Source organism: Geobacillus sp. E263 (genome assembly GCF_007197795.1).
Taxonomy (GTDB): Bacteria; Bacillota; Bacilli; order Bacillales; family Anoxybacillaceae; genus Parageobacillus_B; species Parageobacillus_B toebii.
In genome coordinates this window covers 2634281-2651688 of sequence record NZ_CP041632.1, presented here as the reverse complement: position 1 = coordinate 2651688, position 17408 = coordinate 2634281, and the positions used below count along the sequence as shown (strand labels likewise).

At 41.2% G+C, this 17408-nt stretch carries 20 protein-coding genes; 12 read left to right on the top strand and 8 right to left on the bottom strand.

The window, feature by feature from the left end:
* Positions 1–29: 29 nt before the first annotated feature.
* The gene (locus FNL97_RS13605) at positions 30–908 is read right to left on the bottom strand and encodes an IS982 family transposase (RefSeq protein WP_143415144.1); all 879 of its coding nucleotides are present in this window, start codon (positions 906–908) and stop codon (positions 30–32) included.
* A gap of 131 nt (positions 909–1039) precedes the next feature.
* Here FNL97_RS13605 and opp3b point away from each other — a divergent pair, with 131 nt between their 5' ends.
* The 4 genes from opp3b to FNL97_RS13585 are packed head-to-tail and all read left to right on the top strand — an operon-like array spanning position 1040 to position 4999.
* The gene (gene opp3b / locus FNL97_RS13600; RefSeq protein ID WP_143415965.1) at positions 1040–1969 is read left to right on the top strand and encodes an oligopeptide ABC transporter permease; all 930 of its coding nucleotides are present in this window, start codon (positions 1040–1042) and stop codon (positions 1967–1969) included.
* Positions 1966–2988: an oligopeptide ABC transporter permease gene (gene opp3C / locus FNL97_RS13595; protein ID WP_502707756.1), complete on the top strand. Its 1023-nt coding sequence runs from the start codon at positions 1966–1968 to the stop codon at positions 2986–2988. The genes opp3b and opp3C overlap by 4 nt, the downstream gene beginning before the upstream one ends.
* A gap of 21 nt (positions 2989–3009) precedes the next feature.
* Complete coding sequence (locus FNL97_RS13590) at positions 3010–4071, top strand: ABC transporter ATP-binding protein (RefSeq protein WP_012749446.1); 1062 nt, start codon at positions 3010–3012, stop codon at positions 4069–4071.
* Positions 4064–4999 (top strand): ABC transporter ATP-binding protein, encoded by a 936-nt coding sequence (locus tag FNL97_RS13585; protein WP_143415964.1) that lies wholly within the window; start codon positions 4064–4066, stop codon positions 4997–4999. Before FNL97_RS13590 ends, FNL97_RS13585 begins: the two co-directional genes overlap by 8 nt.
* Before the next feature lie 26 nt (positions 5000–5025).
* On the opposite strand, the gene FNL97_RS13580 is transcribed toward FNL97_RS13585, so the two are convergent.
* Complete coding sequence (locus FNL97_RS13580; protein ID WP_012749448.1) at positions 5026–5208, bottom strand: hypothetical protein; 183 nt, start codon at positions 5206–5208, stop codon at positions 5026–5028.
* Positions 5209–5466: 258 nt separating this feature from the next.
* Here FNL97_RS13580 and spxA point away from each other — a divergent pair, with 258 nt between their 5' ends.
* Entirely contained in the window at positions 5467–5865 is a 399-nt protein-coding gene (gene spxA, locus FNL97_RS13575; protein WP_003252337.1) for a transcriptional regulator SpxA, read from the top strand.
* Between the two features lie 77 nt (positions 5866–5942).
* Here spxA and FNL97_RS13570 read toward each other — a convergent pair whose 3' ends face one another.
* A complete protein-coding gene (locus tag FNL97_RS13570) occupies positions 5943–6614 on the bottom strand; it encodes a TerC family protein (protein ID WP_012749449.1) in 672 nt (223 codons plus the stop codon).
* A 215-nt stretch (positions 6615–6829) separates the two neighbouring features.
* Between FNL97_RS13570 and mecA the strand changes: the two genes are divergently transcribed.
* The 4 genes from mecA to pepF all read left to right on the top strand — a co-directional run bounded on the left by mecA (position 6830) and on the right by pepF (position 12368).
* Positions 6830–7516 (top strand): adaptor protein MecA, encoded by a 687-nt coding sequence (gene mecA, locus FNL97_RS13565; RefSeq protein WP_012749450.1) that lies wholly within the window; start codon positions 6830–6832, stop codon positions 7514–7516.
* A gap of 73 nt (positions 7517–7589) precedes the next feature.
* Positions 7590–9098: a cardiolipin synthase gene (gene cls, locus FNL97_RS13560; protein ID WP_108430284.1), complete on the top strand. Its 1509-nt coding sequence runs from the start codon at positions 7590–7592 to the stop codon at positions 9096–9098.
* A 110-nt stretch (positions 9099–9208) separates the two neighbouring features.
* A complete protein-coding gene (locus FNL97_RS13555) occupies positions 9209–10456 on the top strand; it encodes a competence protein CoiA (protein WP_286173384.1) in 1248 nt (415 codons plus the stop codon).
* Positions 10457–10553: 97 nt separating this feature from the next.
* Entirely contained in the window at positions 10554–12368 is a 1815-nt protein-coding gene (gene pepF / locus FNL97_RS13550) for an oligoendopeptidase F (protein ID WP_143415963.1), read from the top strand.
* A gap of 18 nt (positions 12369–12386) precedes the next feature.
* Here pepF and FNL97_RS13545 read toward each other — a convergent pair whose 3' ends face one another.
* The 5 genes from FNL97_RS13545 to FNL97_RS13525 form a co-directional block, all read right to left on the bottom strand.
* On the bottom strand, positions 12387–12584 hold the full coding sequence (locus FNL97_RS13545) for a hypothetical protein (protein ID WP_062753739.1): 198 nt from the start codon (positions 12582–12584) through the stop codon (positions 12387–12389).
* A 260-nt stretch (positions 12585–12844) separates the two neighbouring features.
* Complete coding sequence (gene spxH, locus FNL97_RS13540; RefSeq protein ID WP_012749455.1) at positions 12845–13738, bottom strand: ClpXP adapter protein SpxH; 894 nt, start codon at positions 13736–13738, stop codon at positions 12845–12847.
* Positions 13731–14144, bottom strand: coding sequence for a globin domain-containing protein (locus FNL97_RS13535; RefSeq protein ID WP_012749456.1), 414 nt, complete (start codon positions 14142–14144; stop codon positions 13731–13733). Before FNL97_RS13535 ends, spxH begins: the two co-directional genes overlap by 8 nt.
* A gap of 94 nt (positions 14145–14238) precedes the next feature.
* A complete protein-coding gene (locus FNL97_RS13530) occupies positions 14239–14829 on the bottom strand; it encodes a lytic transglycosylase domain-containing protein (protein WP_062753737.1) in 591 nt (196 codons plus the stop codon).
* Positions 14826–15419, bottom strand: a complete 594-nt coding sequence (locus tag FNL97_RS13525) for a CYTH domain-containing protein (RefSeq protein WP_062753735.1) — start codon at positions 15417–15419, stop codon at positions 14826–14828. Before FNL97_RS13525 ends, FNL97_RS13530 begins: the two co-directional genes overlap by 4 nt.
* 128 nt (positions 15420–15547) lie before the next feature.
* Here FNL97_RS13525 and FNL97_RS13520 point away from each other — a divergent pair, with 128 nt between their 5' ends.
* From FNL97_RS13520 to FNL97_RS13510, 3 genes are read left to right on the top strand one after another with little or no spacing between them, the layout of a single operon-like run.
* Positions 15548–15922, top strand: coding sequence for a UPF0738 family protein (locus tag FNL97_RS13520; RefSeq protein WP_012749459.1), 375 nt, complete (start codon positions 15548–15550; stop codon positions 15920–15922).
* 17 nt (positions 15923–15939) lie between these two features.
* A complete protein-coding gene (gene yjbM, locus FNL97_RS13515) occupies positions 15940–16572 on the top strand; it encodes a GTP diphosphokinase (RefSeq protein ID WP_012749460.1) in 633 nt (210 codons plus the stop codon).
* A 23-nt stretch (positions 16573–16595) separates the two neighbouring features.
* Positions 16596–17390 carry an NAD kinase gene (locus tag FNL97_RS13510; protein ID WP_285754780.1) on the top strand — a complete coding sequence of 265 codons (795 nt, stop codon included), beginning with the start codon at positions 16596–16598 and terminating at the stop codon, positions 17388–17390.
* Positions 17391–17408: the final 18 nt, after the last annotated feature.

Sequence of the window (17408 nt, the reverse complement as noted above, 5' to 3'; positions counted from 1 at the left end):
TAATTATTACCCGTGGTGCTAGTTGAGCTTTAGCGCTCAACTAGCCCAAGTGTAACCAGGGAATAAGCTAACAATATACCGTCTAGTGCCACTTCAAATCCGATAATCGAATTGGCTCGGATCCCCGTGATGCGATAGTGGTCAACCAGAACCGAGAACACCGTCTCGATCACTTTGCGTTTTTGTTGGATCCATTTCTCCCATGCCTCGGACGCACGATGTTTCTGGTTTTTTCGAGACGGAGTCCAAAGCGCCATTTGGTATTCTTCGTACAGCCTTTTTTGCAAGTCACGGCTAATGAATCCTTTGTCCCCAAAGTTATACGGGTGGGGAATTTGGGTCATCACGCTTTCGGCTGCGATTCGATCGTGGCAAGATGCTTCCGTCACCACATACCCCATTGGCAGCCCTTGATCGGTCACTTGAAGGTGTAGCTTCAACCCGTAGTACCATTGCTTTTTGGAAGCGCAATACCCGATGTCGGCGATCTCTTGAAACCGTTTGACGCGATGCATTCTTGCCGTATGGCACAATGGGAGCGGCAAGCTGTCCACGACGGCATAGGCATGATGTTGGCCACGTTTTGCCAGCTCATGGCGGATCCATTTGATAGCGAAGCCAAGCGCCCGGCAGCGGCGGTTATACCGGGAACGTTCGAGAAACGAGCCGTTTGTGAACAAATTTCCCGTGACAAAACGATGCCACGCCCGTTCAGAAGTAAAACCGAGCAGCTTTCCTAAAAGATGAATGGCGATGATGACAGCGTCCTCTTGCTTGACCAAATGGCGATTTCGACGATGAAGATGCACCTGAATGCATGAAAGTTGAGCAGAAACAAAAACGAAAATGGCGGCATATTGCTTTTGAATCTTGGCCCGATCTGTAGTAAAATGAAAGTGCTCTTGCATAGGGATCCTCCTTTTTAATGGTTGGTTGCACTTTCATTTTAAGGGGATCCTCATGCAAGGGCTATTTTTATGCTTGTTTGAGTTTATCTAGCACCACGGGTTCTAATTATTATGTTGGAGGAGGTGCTCCAATGGCGCGATATGTGATCAAACGGATTGTGTATATGGTCATTACGTTATTTATTATCGCGACGGTGACGTTCTTTTTAATGAAATTGCTTCCCGGTTCACCATTGCAAAACCAAGAAAAACTCACGCCAGAGCAGCGGCAAATTATTTTAGAGAAATACGGATTAAACGATCCGGTTCCAGTGCAATATGTCCGCTATTTAGGCAATTTATTAAAAGGGGATTTAGGCGTTTCGTTCCAGTATGATAACCGCCCTGTAACGGAGTTAATCGGGGAACGAATCGGACCATCGGCGCAGCTTGGTTTTCAGGCGATTGTATTTGGTACTGTTGTTGGACTGTTGCTTGGCATTTTTGCGGCGATTCGCCATAACACGTGGGGAGATTATACGGCAACCGTTATTTCCGTATTAGGAATCTCCATCCCATCATTTGTGCTCGCCGGGTTTTTGCAATACTTTATCGGCGTAAAATTGCAATGGCTGCCAGTCGCGTTTTGGGAAGGATTTGAATACACGATTCTGCCAACGCTTGCGTTGTCGGTTAGCGTTATCGCTAATATCGCCCGCTTTATGCGCACGGAAATGCTGGAAGTATTAAGCTCTGACTATATTTTAACGGCAAGGGCAAAAGGAATTAGCAATGCAGCGGTAATTGTGAGACATGCGATCCGCAACTCGCTCATTCCGATTATTACGATTCTTGGTCCGATGATCGTTAACTTAATGACGGGAACGCTTGTTATCGAGAACATTTTCGCCGTTCCTGGATTAGGGGAGCAATTTGTCCGTTCGATTTCATTAAACGATTACCCTGTGATTATGGGAACAACATTGTTCTACTCTGCATTGCTTATTTTGGCGATTTTTATCGTTGATATACTATACGGTGTCGTCGATCCACGTATTCGTTTAGCGGGAGGGAAAAAATGATGGCTAAACTAAACTATGAAAATCTTTCACCAGATCTGTTTCAACCCGCTTCACCGAATGTCAGTGAACATGAAAAAATTACCCGCCCAAGTTTGACATTTTGGCAAGACGCCTGGATTCGTTTACGGAAGAATAAGGCAGCCATAGCTGGATTAATCATGATTATTATTTTAACACTCACGGCGATTATCGCTCCGATGACGAGCAAGCACACGTATAAAGAACAAAATTTAAATCATGCGAAACTGCCGCCGAAAGTTCCGGTCTTAGAGCATATTAGCTGGCTTAATTTAGACGGGAAAGATGCAAACGGGGTTGACGTATATAAAGAGCGGGGCATTAAAGAATACTATTGGTTTGGCACAGACGATTTAGGCCGCGATTTATGGACAAGAACGTGGTACGGAACGCGTATTTCTCTTTACATTGGGTTATTGGCCGCGTTAATCGATCTGTTTATCGGGATCGCCTATGGCGGCATTTCCGGTTATTACGGCGGCCGCGTCGATAATATTATGCAGCGGATTATTGAAATATTAAATGGTATTCCGAGTTTAATTATCGTCATCTTGTTTATTTTAATTTTTGAACCTGGGATCATTTCAATTACACTGGCAATGGTCATCACTGGCTGGACGACGATGGCGCGGATCGTCCGCGGGCAAGTGTTAAAATTAAAAAATATGGAATATGTACTTGCAGCTCGTACGTTAGGAGCATCCAATTCCCGATTGATTTTTAAGCATTTAATCCCGAACGTCATCGGTCCAATCATTATAACAACAATGTTTACGATTCCAAGCGCGATTTTCACCGAAGCGTTTTTAAGCTTTATCGGTCTTGGCATTCGTCCGCCTGAAGCATCGCTTGGTTCATTAGTTAGCGATGGATATAAATCGATTCAAACATATCCGCATATAATGATCATTCCAGCAATTGTCATCAGCTTATTAATTTTGAGCTTTAACTTAGTGGCAGACGGGTTGCGTGACGCGTTAGATCCGAAAATGCGCAAATAATGGACGGAAGGAGAGAAGAACATGGAGAAAATATTAGAAGTAAAAGATTTACATATCTCCTTCGACATACATGCAGGCGAGGTGCAGGCGGTCCGGGGCGTTAGCTTCGATTTATATAAAGGAGAAACGTTGGCCATTGTCGGTGAATCAGGGTCCGGAAAATCGGTGACTTCGAAAGCGCTCATGCGGCTATTGCCAACTCCACCAAGCCGAATTAAACAAGGAGAAATTTTGTTTGAAGGAAAAGACTTAACGAAGCTTTCCGATAAAGAAATGCAAAACATTCGCGGTGCAAAAATTTCAATGATTTTCCAAGATCCAATGACATCGTTAAACCCAACGATGACCATTGGCAAACAAGTCATGGAAGCAATTTTAAAACATCAGAAAATCTCGAAAGAAGAAGCGCGCAAGCGTGCAGTTGAACTATTGCAGCTTGTCGGTATCAAAAATGCGGAGCTGCGCATAAAACAATATCCGCACCAGTTCTCCGGCGGGATGCGCCAGCGTGTCGTGATTGCGATCGCTCTTGCTTGCAACCCAAAAATTTTAATTGCTGACGAGCCGACGACAGCGTTGGATGTAACAATTCAAGCACAAATTTTAGAACTAATGAAAGATATTCAAAAGAAACTGGGAATGTCGATTATTTTCATTACACACGACCTTGGTGTCGTGGCTAATATGGCTGACCGCGTGGCAGTCATGTACGCGGGAAAAATTGTTGAAATCGGCACAGTCGATGAGATTTTCTATAATCCGAAGCATCCATATACATGGGGATTGCTTGCTTCGATGCCAAGCCTTGATCATAAAGATATGGAGCTATACTCGATTCCGGGTACGCCGCCGGATTTATTGAATCCGCCGAAAGGCGATGCGTTTGCGCCAAGAAACCCATATGCGCTGAAAATTGACTATGAATTAGAACCGCCAATGTTTAAAGTTTCTGATACGCATTATGCAGCGACATGGCTGTTGCACGAAAATGCGCCAAAAGTAGAGCCGCCGCAAATCGTGCGCGACCGCATGGCTAAATTTGCGCAAATTGTTGCTCGGAAAGGAGGAGGACCTCGTGGCTAGACAAAAACTCCTCGAAGTGAGAAATTTAAAACAATATTTTCGCGTTGGCAGAGGGGAAGTGGTAAAGGCAGTAGATGGAGTGACATTTGATATTTACAAAGGAGAAACGTTTGGGCTTGTTGGTGAGTCCGGGTGCGGCAAATCGACGACAGGAAGAACGATTATCGGTTTATATGAGGCGACGGAAGGGGAAGTGCTGTTTAACGGAGTGAGCGTTCATGGAAAAAAATCAAAAAAAGAGTTAAAGGAATTAAAGCGAAAAATGCAAATGATTTTCCAAGACCCATACGCCTCGTTAAACCCGCGAATGACCGTTGCGGATATTATCGCTGAAGGCATCGATATTCACGGTCTTGCGAAAACGAAGGAAGAACGCATGCAGCGCGTATATGAGCTGCTTGAGACAGTCGGCTTAAACCGTGAGCATGCCAATCGCTATCCGCATGAGTTCTCCGGCGGCCAGCGCCAGCGTATCGGGATTGCCCGCGCGCTAGCGGTAGAGCCAGAGTTTATTATCGCTGATGAGCCGATTTCTGCGTTGGATGTGTCGATTCAGGCGCAAGTGGTGAACTTAATGAAAAAGTTGCAGCGGGAAAAAGGCTTGACATATTTGTTTATCGCTCATGATTTGTCCATGGTGAAATATATTAGCGATCGTATTGGCGTTATGTATTTTGGGAAAATGGTGGAGCTTGCGGAGGCCGAAGAATTGTACCGCAATCCGATTCATCCTTATACAAAAGCGTTATTGTCAGCAATCCCGCTTCCTGACCCGGAAACAGAGCGGACGCGCAAACGGATTATCTATGATCCGTCACAGCACAATTATAAAGAAGGAGAAGAATTGGAATTTCGTGAAATTACTCCGGGGCATTTCGTATTATGTTCGGAAGCAGAATATAAAAGATATGTATCGATGTATAAATAAAAACGATCTCGATTTGAGAGATCGTTTTATTTTTTGCCGCCGACTAAATTCCAGCCAGCTTGTGTACGTTTTGTTTCGTTTACATGTTCTTTTCGCTTCGAACCGCCGAAAATTTTTTCGCCAATACCGTTCGCGATGACTCCCATTAACGCAGTGATGCCAACAATCATTACGAAAACGATGATATAATCCATAACATATTGTGTCATGAACGCTCTCCCCCCAGACAATCGCTCTAATTTTATTGTAAGTGATTTTTCTTTTTATTGGAAGAAGCGGTGAAAAATAAACCTAGAAAATAGATGACTTTTTTGAAAAACTATATCTTTATTTATATATTTATTGTATAATGTATTATGTTAGAGTTATTTCAAATTACCATGTTTTGTAGCTGCAGAGTTTAGCTAGTTCGTTCCATTGATATAGAAGGCAAGGTTAGGTTATCCTTGTTGAAAGGGAGTGAGAATATGGTGAAATTGTATACTTCACCAAGTTGCACGTCATGCCGAAAAGCGAAAGCATGGCTAGAAAAACATAATATTCCTTATGTAGAACGCAATATTTTCTCCGAACCGTTAACGATTGAGGAGATTAAAGAAATTCTACGCATGACGGAAACAGGAACAGACGAGATTATTTCAACAAGATCAAAAGTTTTCCAAAAGCTGAACATCAATCTCGAATCGTTGCCGCTTCAAGATTTATATGAACTTATTCAAAAACATCCGGGAATTTTACGCAGACCGATTATTATTGATGAAAAACGGCTTCAAGTCGGTTACAATGAAGACGAAATTCGCCGTTTCTTGCCGCGAAAAGTGCGAGCATATCAACTTCGTCAAGCGCAACGTCTCGTTAATGAATAAGAGGAGAACCAACTTCTACATGGCCCGCCATGTAGAAGTTTTTTATCATCTCTTTATTGAGCAGCCGATCCATATTTTTATGTCCAACGATGCAATTTTCTACGATTGATAATGAAACCGAGCAAAACGACTGATGTCGCTGTAATAAATGGAAACATCGGTTTCCATGCAGCAGCGCTGTCGTATAAATAGCGGATTTGTTGTTCTTCGCTGATCATTTTTCCGGCGGTATAGGCTAACAGAGCTCCGCCAATATAAATGAGGAAAGGGTATCGCTCCATCGCATAAAGAATTAGTTTACTGCCTAAAATGATAATGGGAACGGAAAAAAGAAAACCAAACACAACGAGAGAAGTATGACCTTGAGCTGCTCCAGCGATCGCAAGAACATTGTCTAACCCCATCACAATATCAGCAGTCACAATTGTCCATATCGCTTTCCAAAGGGATGTTTCCGATTTAATAGATGCACTCGCTTCCTCTTTTTGAACCATTAATCTTAAAGAAATCCAAAGCAAAATGCAGCCGCCGACTAGCTGCAAAAAAGGGATTTTTAATAATATCACGATCCCTACTGTTAAGAGAATGCGAATGAAAATGGCCAACGCGGTGCCAACGAAAATTGCGATATTTCGTTTTCGTTCCGGCAGCTTGCGGCTTGCTAACGCGATAACAACAGCATTATCTCCTCCAAGAATAATATCAATGCCAATGATGAGAAGAATGGATGTCACATATTCGCCAGCCATGCATGTCCCTCATTTCTTTTGTTTTCACCATCATTATAGTAGGGCATGTTTTATTTCATACCCAATTTTTAAAAACTTGGTTTTTTTATTTCCCATCTTTCGATTTTTATCATAAAATAAAAGTACAAGACATAATCTTGTATTTAAGATAGAATTTTTGGGGGTAAAAGTCCCTTCAATTTTATTCTTTTTTTAGGAAGGGAGAGTTCGGCAATATGGAAATAGAACGAATTAATGAACATACAGTAAAGTTTTATATTTCTTATGTTGATATAGAAGAACGTGGTTTTGACCGGGAAGAAATTTGGTATAACCGTGAGCGCAGCGAAGAATTATTTTGGGAAATGATGGATGAGGTTCATAGCGAAGGCGATTTTTCGCTTGAGGGCCCTCTTTGGATTCAAGTACAAGCATTGGATAAAGGGTTAGAAGTGCTTGTCACAAAAGCGCAATTATCGAAAGATGGAAGCAAATTGGAACTTCCGCTTCCGGAAGAAAAATTGCGCGATTTTCCAGTCCCAGTTGATGAAAAAATTGAAGAACTGCTTGACCATCATTTCCATATTGTACGCAATGATGAATCGTTTGCCGACGATAATGATAAGGAAATCCTTCAGTTTACTATTTGTTTTAAAGATATCGAAGATTTGATTGCCCTTGCACATCGTGCTAACTTTACAGGACTTGACAATCGTCTTTTCCAATTTGAAGATCGATATTACTTATTTGTCCAATTTAATGAGGAAGATTACACCGAATATGAAATGGACAACATTTTGAGCTTGCTTCTAGAATATGGAATGGATTCGCAAGTTACGATTTACCGTTTAGAGGAATATGGAAAAGAGATTATTCGCGACAATGCTTTAGAGGCGATCAAACAATATTTTCCATTAAAGTAGCCGCCGATTTCAACTGCTGAAATCGGCGTTTTCTTCGGCGGGAAAGTTTAGAAAATAGGTCAGGTGAATTTCATTGCGAAATACGTTAAGGGTTATTATTTTTGTTCTGGCTGTAGCGGCTTTTTTATTTTTGACCAATGATTATTGGGAAGGGAAGCTGCTTGGTGGGCTTAGTATTTTAATTTCTTGCTCTGTTGTTTTCATTGCGTTTGTTATTTCTCTCGAAAACAGAAAGCCTGCCCATACAATCACGTGGCTTGTCGTGCTCGGAAGCTTCCCGCTAATTGGATTTTTCTTTTATTTAATGTTTGGAAGAAATTATCGAAAGCAGAGGCTTTTCCAAAAAAAGGCGATGCTCGATGAACAAACATTTTTAAAATTTCAAGGACAGCGAGAGTGGGCGATAGAACAGATGCCGATTGGAGAACACCAACATCCGCTGCTTCAGCTGGCTCATCGAATTGGAAAAAGCCCGGTTTCTCTCGCAACGGAAACAAGGGTATTGACGAATGGCGAAGAAACATTTTCTACTATTTTTGAAGAACTGGAAAAAGCGACACACCATATTCATTTAGAATATTACATTGTTCGCCATGATGAAGTTGGACAGAAGCTAAAAACGATTTTAATAGAAAAAGCAAAAAAAGGGGTTCATGTCCGTTTTCTTTATGATGCTGTAGGAAGCTGGAAATTATCCAAAACGTATATTCAAGAGCTGCGCGATGCCGGGGTAGAAATGATTCCTTTTTCACCGGTTCGTTTGCCGTTTTTGAGCAACACCATTAACTTCCGCAATCATCGAAAAATTATTGTGATTGACGGAACGATTGGCTTTGTCGGGGGACTGAATATCGGTGATGAATATTTAGGAAAAGATAAATATTTCGGTTTTTGGCGCGATACGCATTTATGGATTCGTGGCGAAGCGGTCCGGACGCTACAGCTTATTTTTTTGCAAGATTGGTATTATATGACGGGAAAAACGTTATTGACACCGGAATATTTATCTCCAGAGCTCGTTCATTATGACGGTCAGGGGGGAGTTCAGTTAATTGCGGGTGGTCCTGACCAGAAATGGGAAGTCATTAAGCATTTATATTTTGCAATGATTACGTCTGCTCAGCGATCGATTTGGATTGCGTCGCCGTATTTTGTGCCTGATGAAGATATCCTAACAGCATTAAAAATCGCTGCTTTAAGCGGGCTTGATGTCCGCATTTTGGCACCGAAACGACCAGATAAAAAAATTGTCTTTTATGCTTCACGATCCTATTTCCCGGAATTGTTGGAAGCAGGTGTGAAAATTTATGAATATTCAAAAGGATTTTTGCATAGTAAAATCATGATCGTTGATGGGGAATTAGCATCAATCGGCACAGCTAATATGGATATGCGCAGCTTTCATCTCAATTTCGAAGTAAACGCTTTTTTATATCATACGGATAGTACAAAAAAACTTGTTGCTGATTTTCTTGAAGATTTAAAAGAAGCCAGTCCAATTGATTATGAAACATTTCAACAACGTCCGTTATCCATTCGTGTTGTTGAATCTGTATCAAGATTATTATCTCCTTTATTATAAAATTTCACCCGGAATTGTACCGGGTGTTTATCATTTTTAGGGAATTTTGTATAAAAAATAGGAAACCAGACTGTTTTTGTCGAATAAACTAGAAAGGATGATGAAAGGATGTGATCATTTTGCTTGTTGCCTTGTTGCGGAATGGAGAATTCATTTCACTGGCTAAGACTTGGACAAAGGAGGAATTAGTTCAGTTAAAGAGGAGGGAAGCGTTTTTTTGTCCTGCCTGCAAGCGGGAAGTGGTATTAAAGCTCGGCAGTCGCCGCATTCCACATTTTGCGCATAAAAAAGATACCGCATGTCCATATGAATATGAGTCGGAATCAACACGTCATTTAACAGGAAAGTTAGATCTATTTTCCTGGCTTCAACGTCAAAACATACGGGCAAAATTGGAACCATATTTACCATCGATTCAACAACGTCCAGACATCCTTGTTGCGCATAACCACCTCCTGTATGCGATGGAATATCAATGCTCTACCATTAGTGAACAGTTGTTTCAAAAACGCAATGATTCCTATCGCATAAAAGGAATTCGACCAATTTGGATTCTTGGAGCACATCATTTGCGATATCGGACCATATACCACTTGGCATTGCCCCGATTTCAATGGATGTTTGCCCACCATTTTCCGTTTGTTCCTCGCCCGCTCCTTTTCTACTATTGTTCGGAAACCAAACGTCTTATCCGCCTCGTTCATTTGATTCCGTTTTCTGTTCGCCATACATTTGCGATTCCCATTGTCAAGCCTCTGCATTCGGTTTCTTTTTCCGATTTGCTATCATCTCCGGTTGTTTCACTGCCACCATCGTTTTGGAATGATTGGCTTTGCCGTAAAAAACAATGGCGTCTCACTTTTGCGTCATATCCGAATAAGATCACAAGGCTTATTTGTTCTGATTTTTATCGATGGGGCATTATTCCTTCCCTTTTTCCTACGGAAGCAGGCTGGCCGCTGCCGCACGGCTATTTGTTTGAAACACCGCCATTTATTTGGCAAACATATGTGTTAATCCCATTTATGCAATCAGAAAGCAAACATGTCTCTATACATTCCATTTATCGTTTTATTGATGAAAGAATGGCAGCGGGGCGGCTTGCTGCTCGCCAGTTGCCGCTCGCAATGGGACAACGCTATACGCAAGCAGTTTATGAGTATTTGCAATTGCTTACGAAGTTAGGTTATTTTCAATGGGAAAGCCGCAAAAGCCTTCGTTTAGTAAAGGAATTTACTTTTCCAAAGACGATGGATGAAGTAATACAGCAGGATCAACAAATGATGGAGCAGATGAAAATGGAGCCATCACTTTACCATTATATAAATAAATTGGAACTTAACAAAAATATTGTATAAGAAAGTGATGGCAAACATTTATTTTCTCGAAAAAGGAAATGATAGTAAAAAAGTGAATATGATTTATGATATAATTTTCCAAAAGGAGGTTTGCAAAATGGAAGAAAAGAAAACAAAAAAATCGTTGCCATCACGAAGTGAAATTCCTGTAGAAGAAACATGGCGTTTAGAGGACATTTTCCCAACGGATGAAGCATGGGAGCAAGAATTCCAAGCAGTGAAAAAAATGATTCCGAAATTATCGGAATATCAAGGGCGGTTGGGAGAATCAGCAGATACGTTATACGAAGCGCTGCAATATCAAGATGAGATATCGATGCGTCTCGGCAAGCTATATACATATGCGCATATGCGTTACGACCAAGATACGACAAATGCCTTTTATCAAGGACTTAATGACCGTGCTACCAGCCTTTATAGCGAAGCGTCTAGTGCGATGGCGTTTATCGTTCCGGAAATTTTAGCGATCGATGAGGCGAAGTTGCGTTCATTTTTAGAAGAGAAAAAAGAATTAAAGCTGTATGAACACGCTTTAGACGAAATTAACCGTCAGCGTCCGCATGTATTGTCTGCCGAGGAGGAGGCGCTCCTTGCCCAAGCTGCGGAAGTCATGCAAGCATCTTCGACTACATTTGGCATGCTGAATAATGCGGATTTAACATTCCCAACGATTATTGATGAAAATGGGGAAGAAGTAGAAGTGACACATGGCCGTTTTATTCGCTTTTTGGAAAGCACAGACCGCCGTGTGCGGCGCGATGCGTTTAAAGCGGTATATGATACGTACGAAAAGTACAAGAATACGTTTGCTAGCACTCTCGCCGGAGCGGTGAAAAAAGATAACTTTTTTGCCCGCGTTCGCCGTTATAAATCAGCGCGAGAAGCGGCATTAAGCAGCAATAATATTCCTGAAAGTGTTTACGATAATTTGATCGAAACGGTTCATGAACATTTGCCGCTGTTGCACCGTTATGTCCGTTTACGCAAAAAAGCGCTTGGACTTGACGAACTTCATATGTATGATTTATATACTCCGCTTGTGCAAGATGTAAAAATGGAAGTAACGTATGAAGAAGCGAAAGAATACATGTTAAAAGGGCTTGCTCCGCTCGGTGAAGAATATATTGGCATCGTTAAAGAGGGCCTCGAAAACCGATGGGTAGATGTGCGCGAAAATAAAGGGAAACGAAGCGGTGCCTATTCATCAGGTTCATATGGAACAAATCCATATATTTTGCTTAACTGGCAAGATAACGTCCATAATTTGTTTACGTTAGTCCACGAATTTGGCCACTCTGTGCATAGTTATTACACACGCAAAACGCAGCCGTATCCGTATGGAGATTATTCCATTTTTGTTGCTGAAGTTGCATCGACATGCAACGAAGCGCTATTAAGTGATTATTTATTAAAAACGATCGATGATGAGAAAAAACGGTTATATTTACTTAACCATTATTTAGAAGGGTTCCGTGGCACGGTCTTTCGGCAAACGATGTTTGCAGAGTTTGAACATATGATCCATATGAAGGCGCAGGAAGGCGAAGCGTTAACAGCTGATTCATTGACTTCCATGTATTACGAATTAAACAAAAAATATTTCGGTGATGATATTGTCGTCGATAAGGAAATTGGATTAGAATGGGCGCGGATTCCACATTTTTATTACAATTATTATGTTTATCAATATGCCACAGGGTTTAGCGCAGCCACCGCATTAAGCAGACAAATATTAGAAGAAGGGGAACCGGCTGTTAAACGCTATATTGAGTTTTTAAAAGCAGGCAGCTCCGATTATCCAATTGAGGTGTTGAAAAAAGCGGGAGTAGATATGACGAGCGCGGAACCGATCCGGCAGGCTTGTCAAGTATTCGCAGAAAAACTAGATGAAATGGAACAGATGTTATCGTAAAAAACAGCGAATGTGGAGTTATTGCCACATTCGCTTTTGATAAAATCCTTTAAATTGGTTGCGGCTGTTCCAAGTTGCTAAAAAGCCAAAAATGGAAACAAATAAAAGTGGCATCGTAATAAACAGTGGAATAAGATGCATAAGACCAAACAAATTTAAACAAAAGGCGATAAGCACAACCAATCCCCAAATGAACAGAGTGATGTGTTTCTTCACCTTTTTCACCTTCCTAATTTGATTCATTTCATTTATATGAACAAAGCAAAGGAAAACATGCTTTCTTCTATATTTATGACAATAATGTGAACAAAAGCACAAAGTAGTTGTCAACACTCGCCTTAATTTGTTAAGATAATATCGTGAACGAAGTCACAAAAACCTTATACCCCTTTGTTTGACCGTGAAAAATTTCTCCCATCCCCTTTGTTGTCTTGGCAACAAGGAAAAGCCCGGCATTCAGCCGGGCTTTTCCTTATTTATTCTTCTTCTGAGATATAGCGCCAAAACGTTCCATGCTTTACCGGTACTTTTTCCACTTTTTGTTTCAGCTGCAGTTTTTTCATCTCTTTTTCCGCTTCGTTTATAGTCATATCATAAACAACTGCAATTTCCTTTGTGGCGACGAATTTAAAATGGCTTAAAAATGACTCGAGCGGGGGAGGAGGGGATGGTTCTGGATGGAAGCCAAGCAATTCATGAATAAGTTCGACATAAATCTCGTAAGGGTAACATCCGGAAATTTTAATTCCTTCGTCCTCAATGTTTTCGTTAAAAAAGACGAGTGTTGGAATTTCATTTACATCCATCTCTGATGTAATTTTTAAATCGCATTGAAATGCTTTGGACGCACTTGACGACTGTAAATCACGAACAAATTCATCCACATCCAATCCAACGCTTATTGCACAATCAATTAACACGGAGATATCGGATACATTTTGTTTTTCCAAAAACAATAATTCCTGTAATTTGCGTAAGAAACGAATCCCTGCGCGTTTGCCTTGCAATTCCGCCGCTTTAATGGCGATCGATGGAGCAAATGGGCTAGAAATTGGATTTTCAAGCCATAGGCTTCCATCGCAAGACATTCCCGAACGGCACGCCGTCCGCTCCCACACTTTGGCGATCGTTTCTGGCTTATGGCGTTTCCGCATATTCAGCGTTGCCAATGTTCCGCTTAACACGTGTTTCAATGTAAAAAAGCGACCATACTCAATGATTAGCTTTTTGATAATAGGTTCAAGCCCCCAGCATTCAGGGCATAAAGGATCGATAAACAAATAAATTTCCAACGGCTTTGTCTCGTTGCTGCGAGGCTGGGAAGCATACCACCAATCTGGGGTCGGCTTCCCAGCTAATTTGTCATTCAAGGGAATGCTCCTTTCTTTCCAAATTGTCTGGGGTATTGACCATATGATGAGCAGTCAAAACGAGACGATGATAAATTTGTTCGCGCACCGGTCCAGACAGACCGATTTCATCCATTGCCGCACGCATACAGGAAAGCCATGCCTCAGCGCGAGTTGGAGTAATTTCAAATGACAAATGACGTGCCCGCAACATTGGATGTCCGTGCTCCTCTGTGTAAAGTGGCGGCCCTCCTAAGTATTGTGTTAAAAATTGTTTTTGTTTTCTAATCGTTTCTGTTAAATCATCCGGAAAAATTGGGATTAAATCAGGATGTTTAGCAACACGTTTATAGAAAGCTTCCACAAGCCTTGTAATTGTTTTTTCTCCACCGACCGCCTCATAAAGTGTTTGCCATTGTTCAGCCATTGTGAATACTCCTTTTAGATATTGTGTACGACTATTTTACTGCTATTTTAACAATGAAGTTTATTTATCTCAAACAAAGTGACTTGAATAAATATTATGAGTAGTATGTGTTGAGCACTTTTTCAACATATGCTCTTGTTTCGGCAAATGGTGGAATTCCTCCATAACGATCTACGTTTCCGGGGCCGGCATTATATGCGGCAAGTGCAAGCGAGACATTGCCGTTATAGCGGTCAAGCAGCATTCGTAAATATTTTGTCCCGCCCTCGATGTTTTGGGCTGGATCAAAACGGTTTTCTACTCCAAGCATTTTTGCGGTGCTTGGCATTAACTGCATAAGTCCAGCCGCACCGGCGCGGCTGCGCGCATTTGGATTAAAATTAGATTCGTGACGAATGACAGCGCGAACGAGCTTTGGATCAACATCATATTTTTCCGCAGCCTGTGCAATTAATGTATCAATATTTCCATCCATATGTTTAGAGGAAGATGTTTTTTCTGCCGATGGTGTTGACACATTTGGATTTTCAGGGACTTGCAACATTGGTTGCTGCTCTGACAGCAATTGATGGAATAGCTGCGCAAATGACCATGTGTTATTTTGATTTATGATGTTTGGACGATTGGTAGATAAATTTTGCAATGCCTGAAGTTCCAACAATAGTTTTAGTGCAGGAGTGTTCATCGTTCTTCCTCCGCTCTATATTTTTTCATATATAAACGTTGAATTTTATTAGCTGTTGGCCGAATTGGGATATGCAAAGAATGAAGCAGCTGTAAAAATCGTTGTTTTCCGCTTTCTGCATCTTTAGTCTCATATTCTAACTCATAATCATCGGTTTGTAGGTAATGACTATGATCAAGAAAAAGTGTGCCGCCTTTGTACATCCATTGTGCTCGGTCGGTGGCTAATGTGCCAAAATGTCGTAGTTGTTCAGGCGGAACGCCAATTTCTTGAAGAATTTGTGCAATCGGGCCTTGAACCATTGCAGTGCCATTTAAGAGGGCGTCTGCTTCTTCTTTTGTAAGCTGTTCATGCGTCTCAAGCAAAACCCCTTGTGCTGTCGTTTGTTTCAACGTTAATGTGTAGTTGCCGTTTTTTACGCGAATTCGCAGTGCTGCTCGTTTGTCTTTTAACAAAAATTGCGGTGTGTCAAAATAATGATTTTCTTGATGTTCAAAAGCATGATCATCGATATGAAACACTTGGCGAATTCGGTCGAATTCTTCTTTTGTTAATAAATTTTTAAATTCGATTTCTATTTCTTGGTTCATGTTTTCTCCCCTTTGTATCCATTTCAATTTTATTATCGGATGTTTATTGTTGAATATCAATTATTTATTATGCATAGGGTGATTATGGTAAAATAAAAAAGGACTGTTTATGTGGAAGGAGATTTGGCATGCAAAAGAAATTAGTCGTAGAAAAAGTAGAAAAACGAGATGAGCGATTATGGCTAATCTGCGATCATCCTCCATTTTCGCTTGAACAAGCAAGACCAAAAAATCATATGCTTGTTGATTCAGACAATATTGCGTTTATTTATATATTAGAAACGGATGAAGATTTTATTTATGTTGCGATTCCATCCGAGTTTTGGATGGACATCAAACAAGTATTAACAGACGGTACACCTATCTTTTTGCAAAGTGGAACGATCGAAATGGAACTGACCCATTTCAAGGAAGAGCTAACATATTTAATTGAAAATATTGATGGAAACGCCAATTACGGAGAACAGATGGAACAGGCGGTAAAAGAAATTTTTCTTACATAACAATTGGTGGTGGTATGATGGTCAAACATTGGGATTTATTTTTGGCGCCATACAAACAAGCGGTGGAAGAATTAAAAGTAAAACTAAAAGGAATGCGCGCCCAATTTGAAATTTTAGGGGTGCATTCGCCAATAGAATTTGTTACCGGAAGAGTAAAGCCAGTCGCAAGCATTTTGGATAAAGCGCAAAAGAAAAATATACCTCTTGATAAATTGGAAGAACAAATGCAAGATATTGCCGGACTTCGTATGATGTGCCAATTTGTCGATGATATTAAAACGGTAGTCGAATTGCTTCGGAAGCGGAACGATTTTGAAATTGTGGAAGAACGAGATTACATCAGCCAAAAAAAAGAAAGCGGTTATCGCTCTTACCATGTAGTGATCCGCTATCCGGTGCAAACGATTTGCGGAGAAAAGAAAATTTTGGCAGAGATTCAAATTCGGACGCTCGCGATGAATTTTTGGGCAACGATTGAACATTCATTAAACTACAAGTATAGCGGTCGCTTTCCTGAAGATATTAAAGTAAGATTGCAGCGCGCTGCAGAAGCAGCTTATCGTTTGGACGAAGAAATGTCAAAAATTCGCTTTGAAATTCAAGAAGCGCAAGCAGCTTTTTCGCGAAAACAGGATGCAAAAGGGGAATAACGATGAAAGAAAAACAAGCGCCGATGAAATTTGCCGTTACGTCCAAAGGGGATGAGACATCGAACGCACTTACGCAAAAAATTAAAACATATTTACTTGATTTTGATTTACAGTATGATGAAGATAAACCTGATATTGTCATTTCTGTCGGCGGTGATGGAACATTGCTTTATGCGTTCCATCGTTATTGTCGCCGCTTAGATAAAACGGCGTTTGTCGGGGTTCATACCGGACATTTAGGATTTTACGCCGATTGGGTGCCTGAAGAAATCGAGAAGCTGGTCATCGCGATTGCGAAAACACCGTACCAAGTGGTGGAGTATCCGTTGTTAGAAGTGATTATTCGCTATATAAACGGAGGGCGGGAAGCAAAATATCTCGCTTTAAATGAATGCACAGTAAAAAGCGTCAGCGGCACGCTCGTGATCGATGTAGAAATCCGAGGCGATTTATTTGAAACGTTTCGCGGTGACGGATTATGCATTTCTACGCCGACAGGAAGCACCGCCTATAATAAAGCGCTAGGCGGCGCGATATTACACCCATCACTCGAAGCGATACAAGTAACCGAGATGGCGTCCATCAATAACCGGGTGTTCCGCACGATTGGATCACCGCTTGTACTTCCTGCGCACCATACATGTATATTAAAGCCAGTGAACAATGTCGATTTTCAAATTACGATTGATCATTTATCGCTTTTGCATAAAGACGTTAAATCGATTCAATGTCGCGTCGCACAGGAGAAAATTCGTTTTGCTCGTTTCCGCCCGTTTCCATTTTGGAAGCGAGTGCGCGATTCATTTATCGCTGATTAACCCGTTTCGCTCCATTGT

What these genes read in the sequence shown, in the direction of transcription:
- FNL97_RS13605 (WP_143415144.1), bottom strand. Translation starts at nt 908, where the DNA reads ATGCAAGAGCACTTTCATTTTACTACAGATCGGGCCAAGATTCAAAAG.
- opp3b (WP_143415965.1), top strand. Translation starts at nt 1,040, where the DNA reads ATGGCGCGATATGTGATCAAACGGATTGTGTATATGGTCATTACGTTA.
- opp3C (WP_502707756.1), top strand. Translation starts at nt 1,966, where the DNA reads ATGATGGCTAAACTAAACTATGAAAATCTTTCACCAGATCTGTTTCAA.
- FNL97_RS13590 (WP_012749446.1), top strand. Translation starts at nt 3,010, where the DNA reads ATGGAGAAAATATTAGAAGTAAAAGATTTACATATCTCCTTCGACATA.
- FNL97_RS13580 (WP_012749448.1), bottom strand. Translation starts at nt 5,208, where the DNA reads ATGACACAATATGTTATGGATTATATCATCGTTTTCGTAATGATTGTT.
- spxA (WP_003252337.1), top strand. Translation starts at nt 5,467, where the DNA reads ATGGTGAAATTGTATACTTCACCAAGTTGCACGTCATGCCGAAAAGCG.
- FNL97_RS13570 (WP_012749449.1), bottom strand. Translation starts at nt 6,614, where the DNA reads ATGGCTGGCGAATATGTGACATCCATTCTTCTCATCATTGGCATTGAT.
- mecA (WP_012749450.1), top strand. Translation starts at nt 6,830, where the DNA reads ATGGAAATAGAACGAATTAATGAACATACAGTAAAGTTTTATATTTCT.
- pepF (WP_143415963.1), top strand. Translation starts at nt 10,554, where the DNA reads ATGGAAGAAAAGAAAACAAAAAAATCGTTGCCATCACGAAGTGAAATT.
- FNL97_RS13535 (WP_012749456.1), bottom strand. Translation starts at nt 14,144, where the DNA reads ATGGCTGAACAATGGCAAACACTTTATGAGGCGGTCGGTGGAGAAAAA.
- FNL97_RS13530 (WP_062753737.1), bottom strand. Translation starts at nt 14,829, where the DNA reads ATGAACACTCCTGCACTAAAACTATTGTTGGAACTTCAGGCATTGCAA.
- FNL97_RS13525 (WP_062753735.1), bottom strand. Translation starts at nt 15,419, where the DNA reads ATGAACCAAGAAATAGAAATCGAATTTAAAAATTTATTAACAAAAGAA.
- FNL97_RS13520 (WP_012749459.1), top strand. Translation starts at nt 15,548, where the DNA reads ATGCAAAAGAAATTAGTCGTAGAAAAAGTAGAAAAACGAGATGAGCGA.
- yjbM (WP_012749460.1), top strand. Translation starts at nt 15,940, where the DNA reads ATGGTCAAACATTGGGATTTATTTTTGGCGCCATACAAACAAGCGGTG.
- FNL97_RS13510 (WP_285754780.1), top strand. Translation starts at nt 16,596, where the DNA reads ATGAAATTTGCCGTTACGTCCAAAGGGGATGAGACATCGAACGCACTT.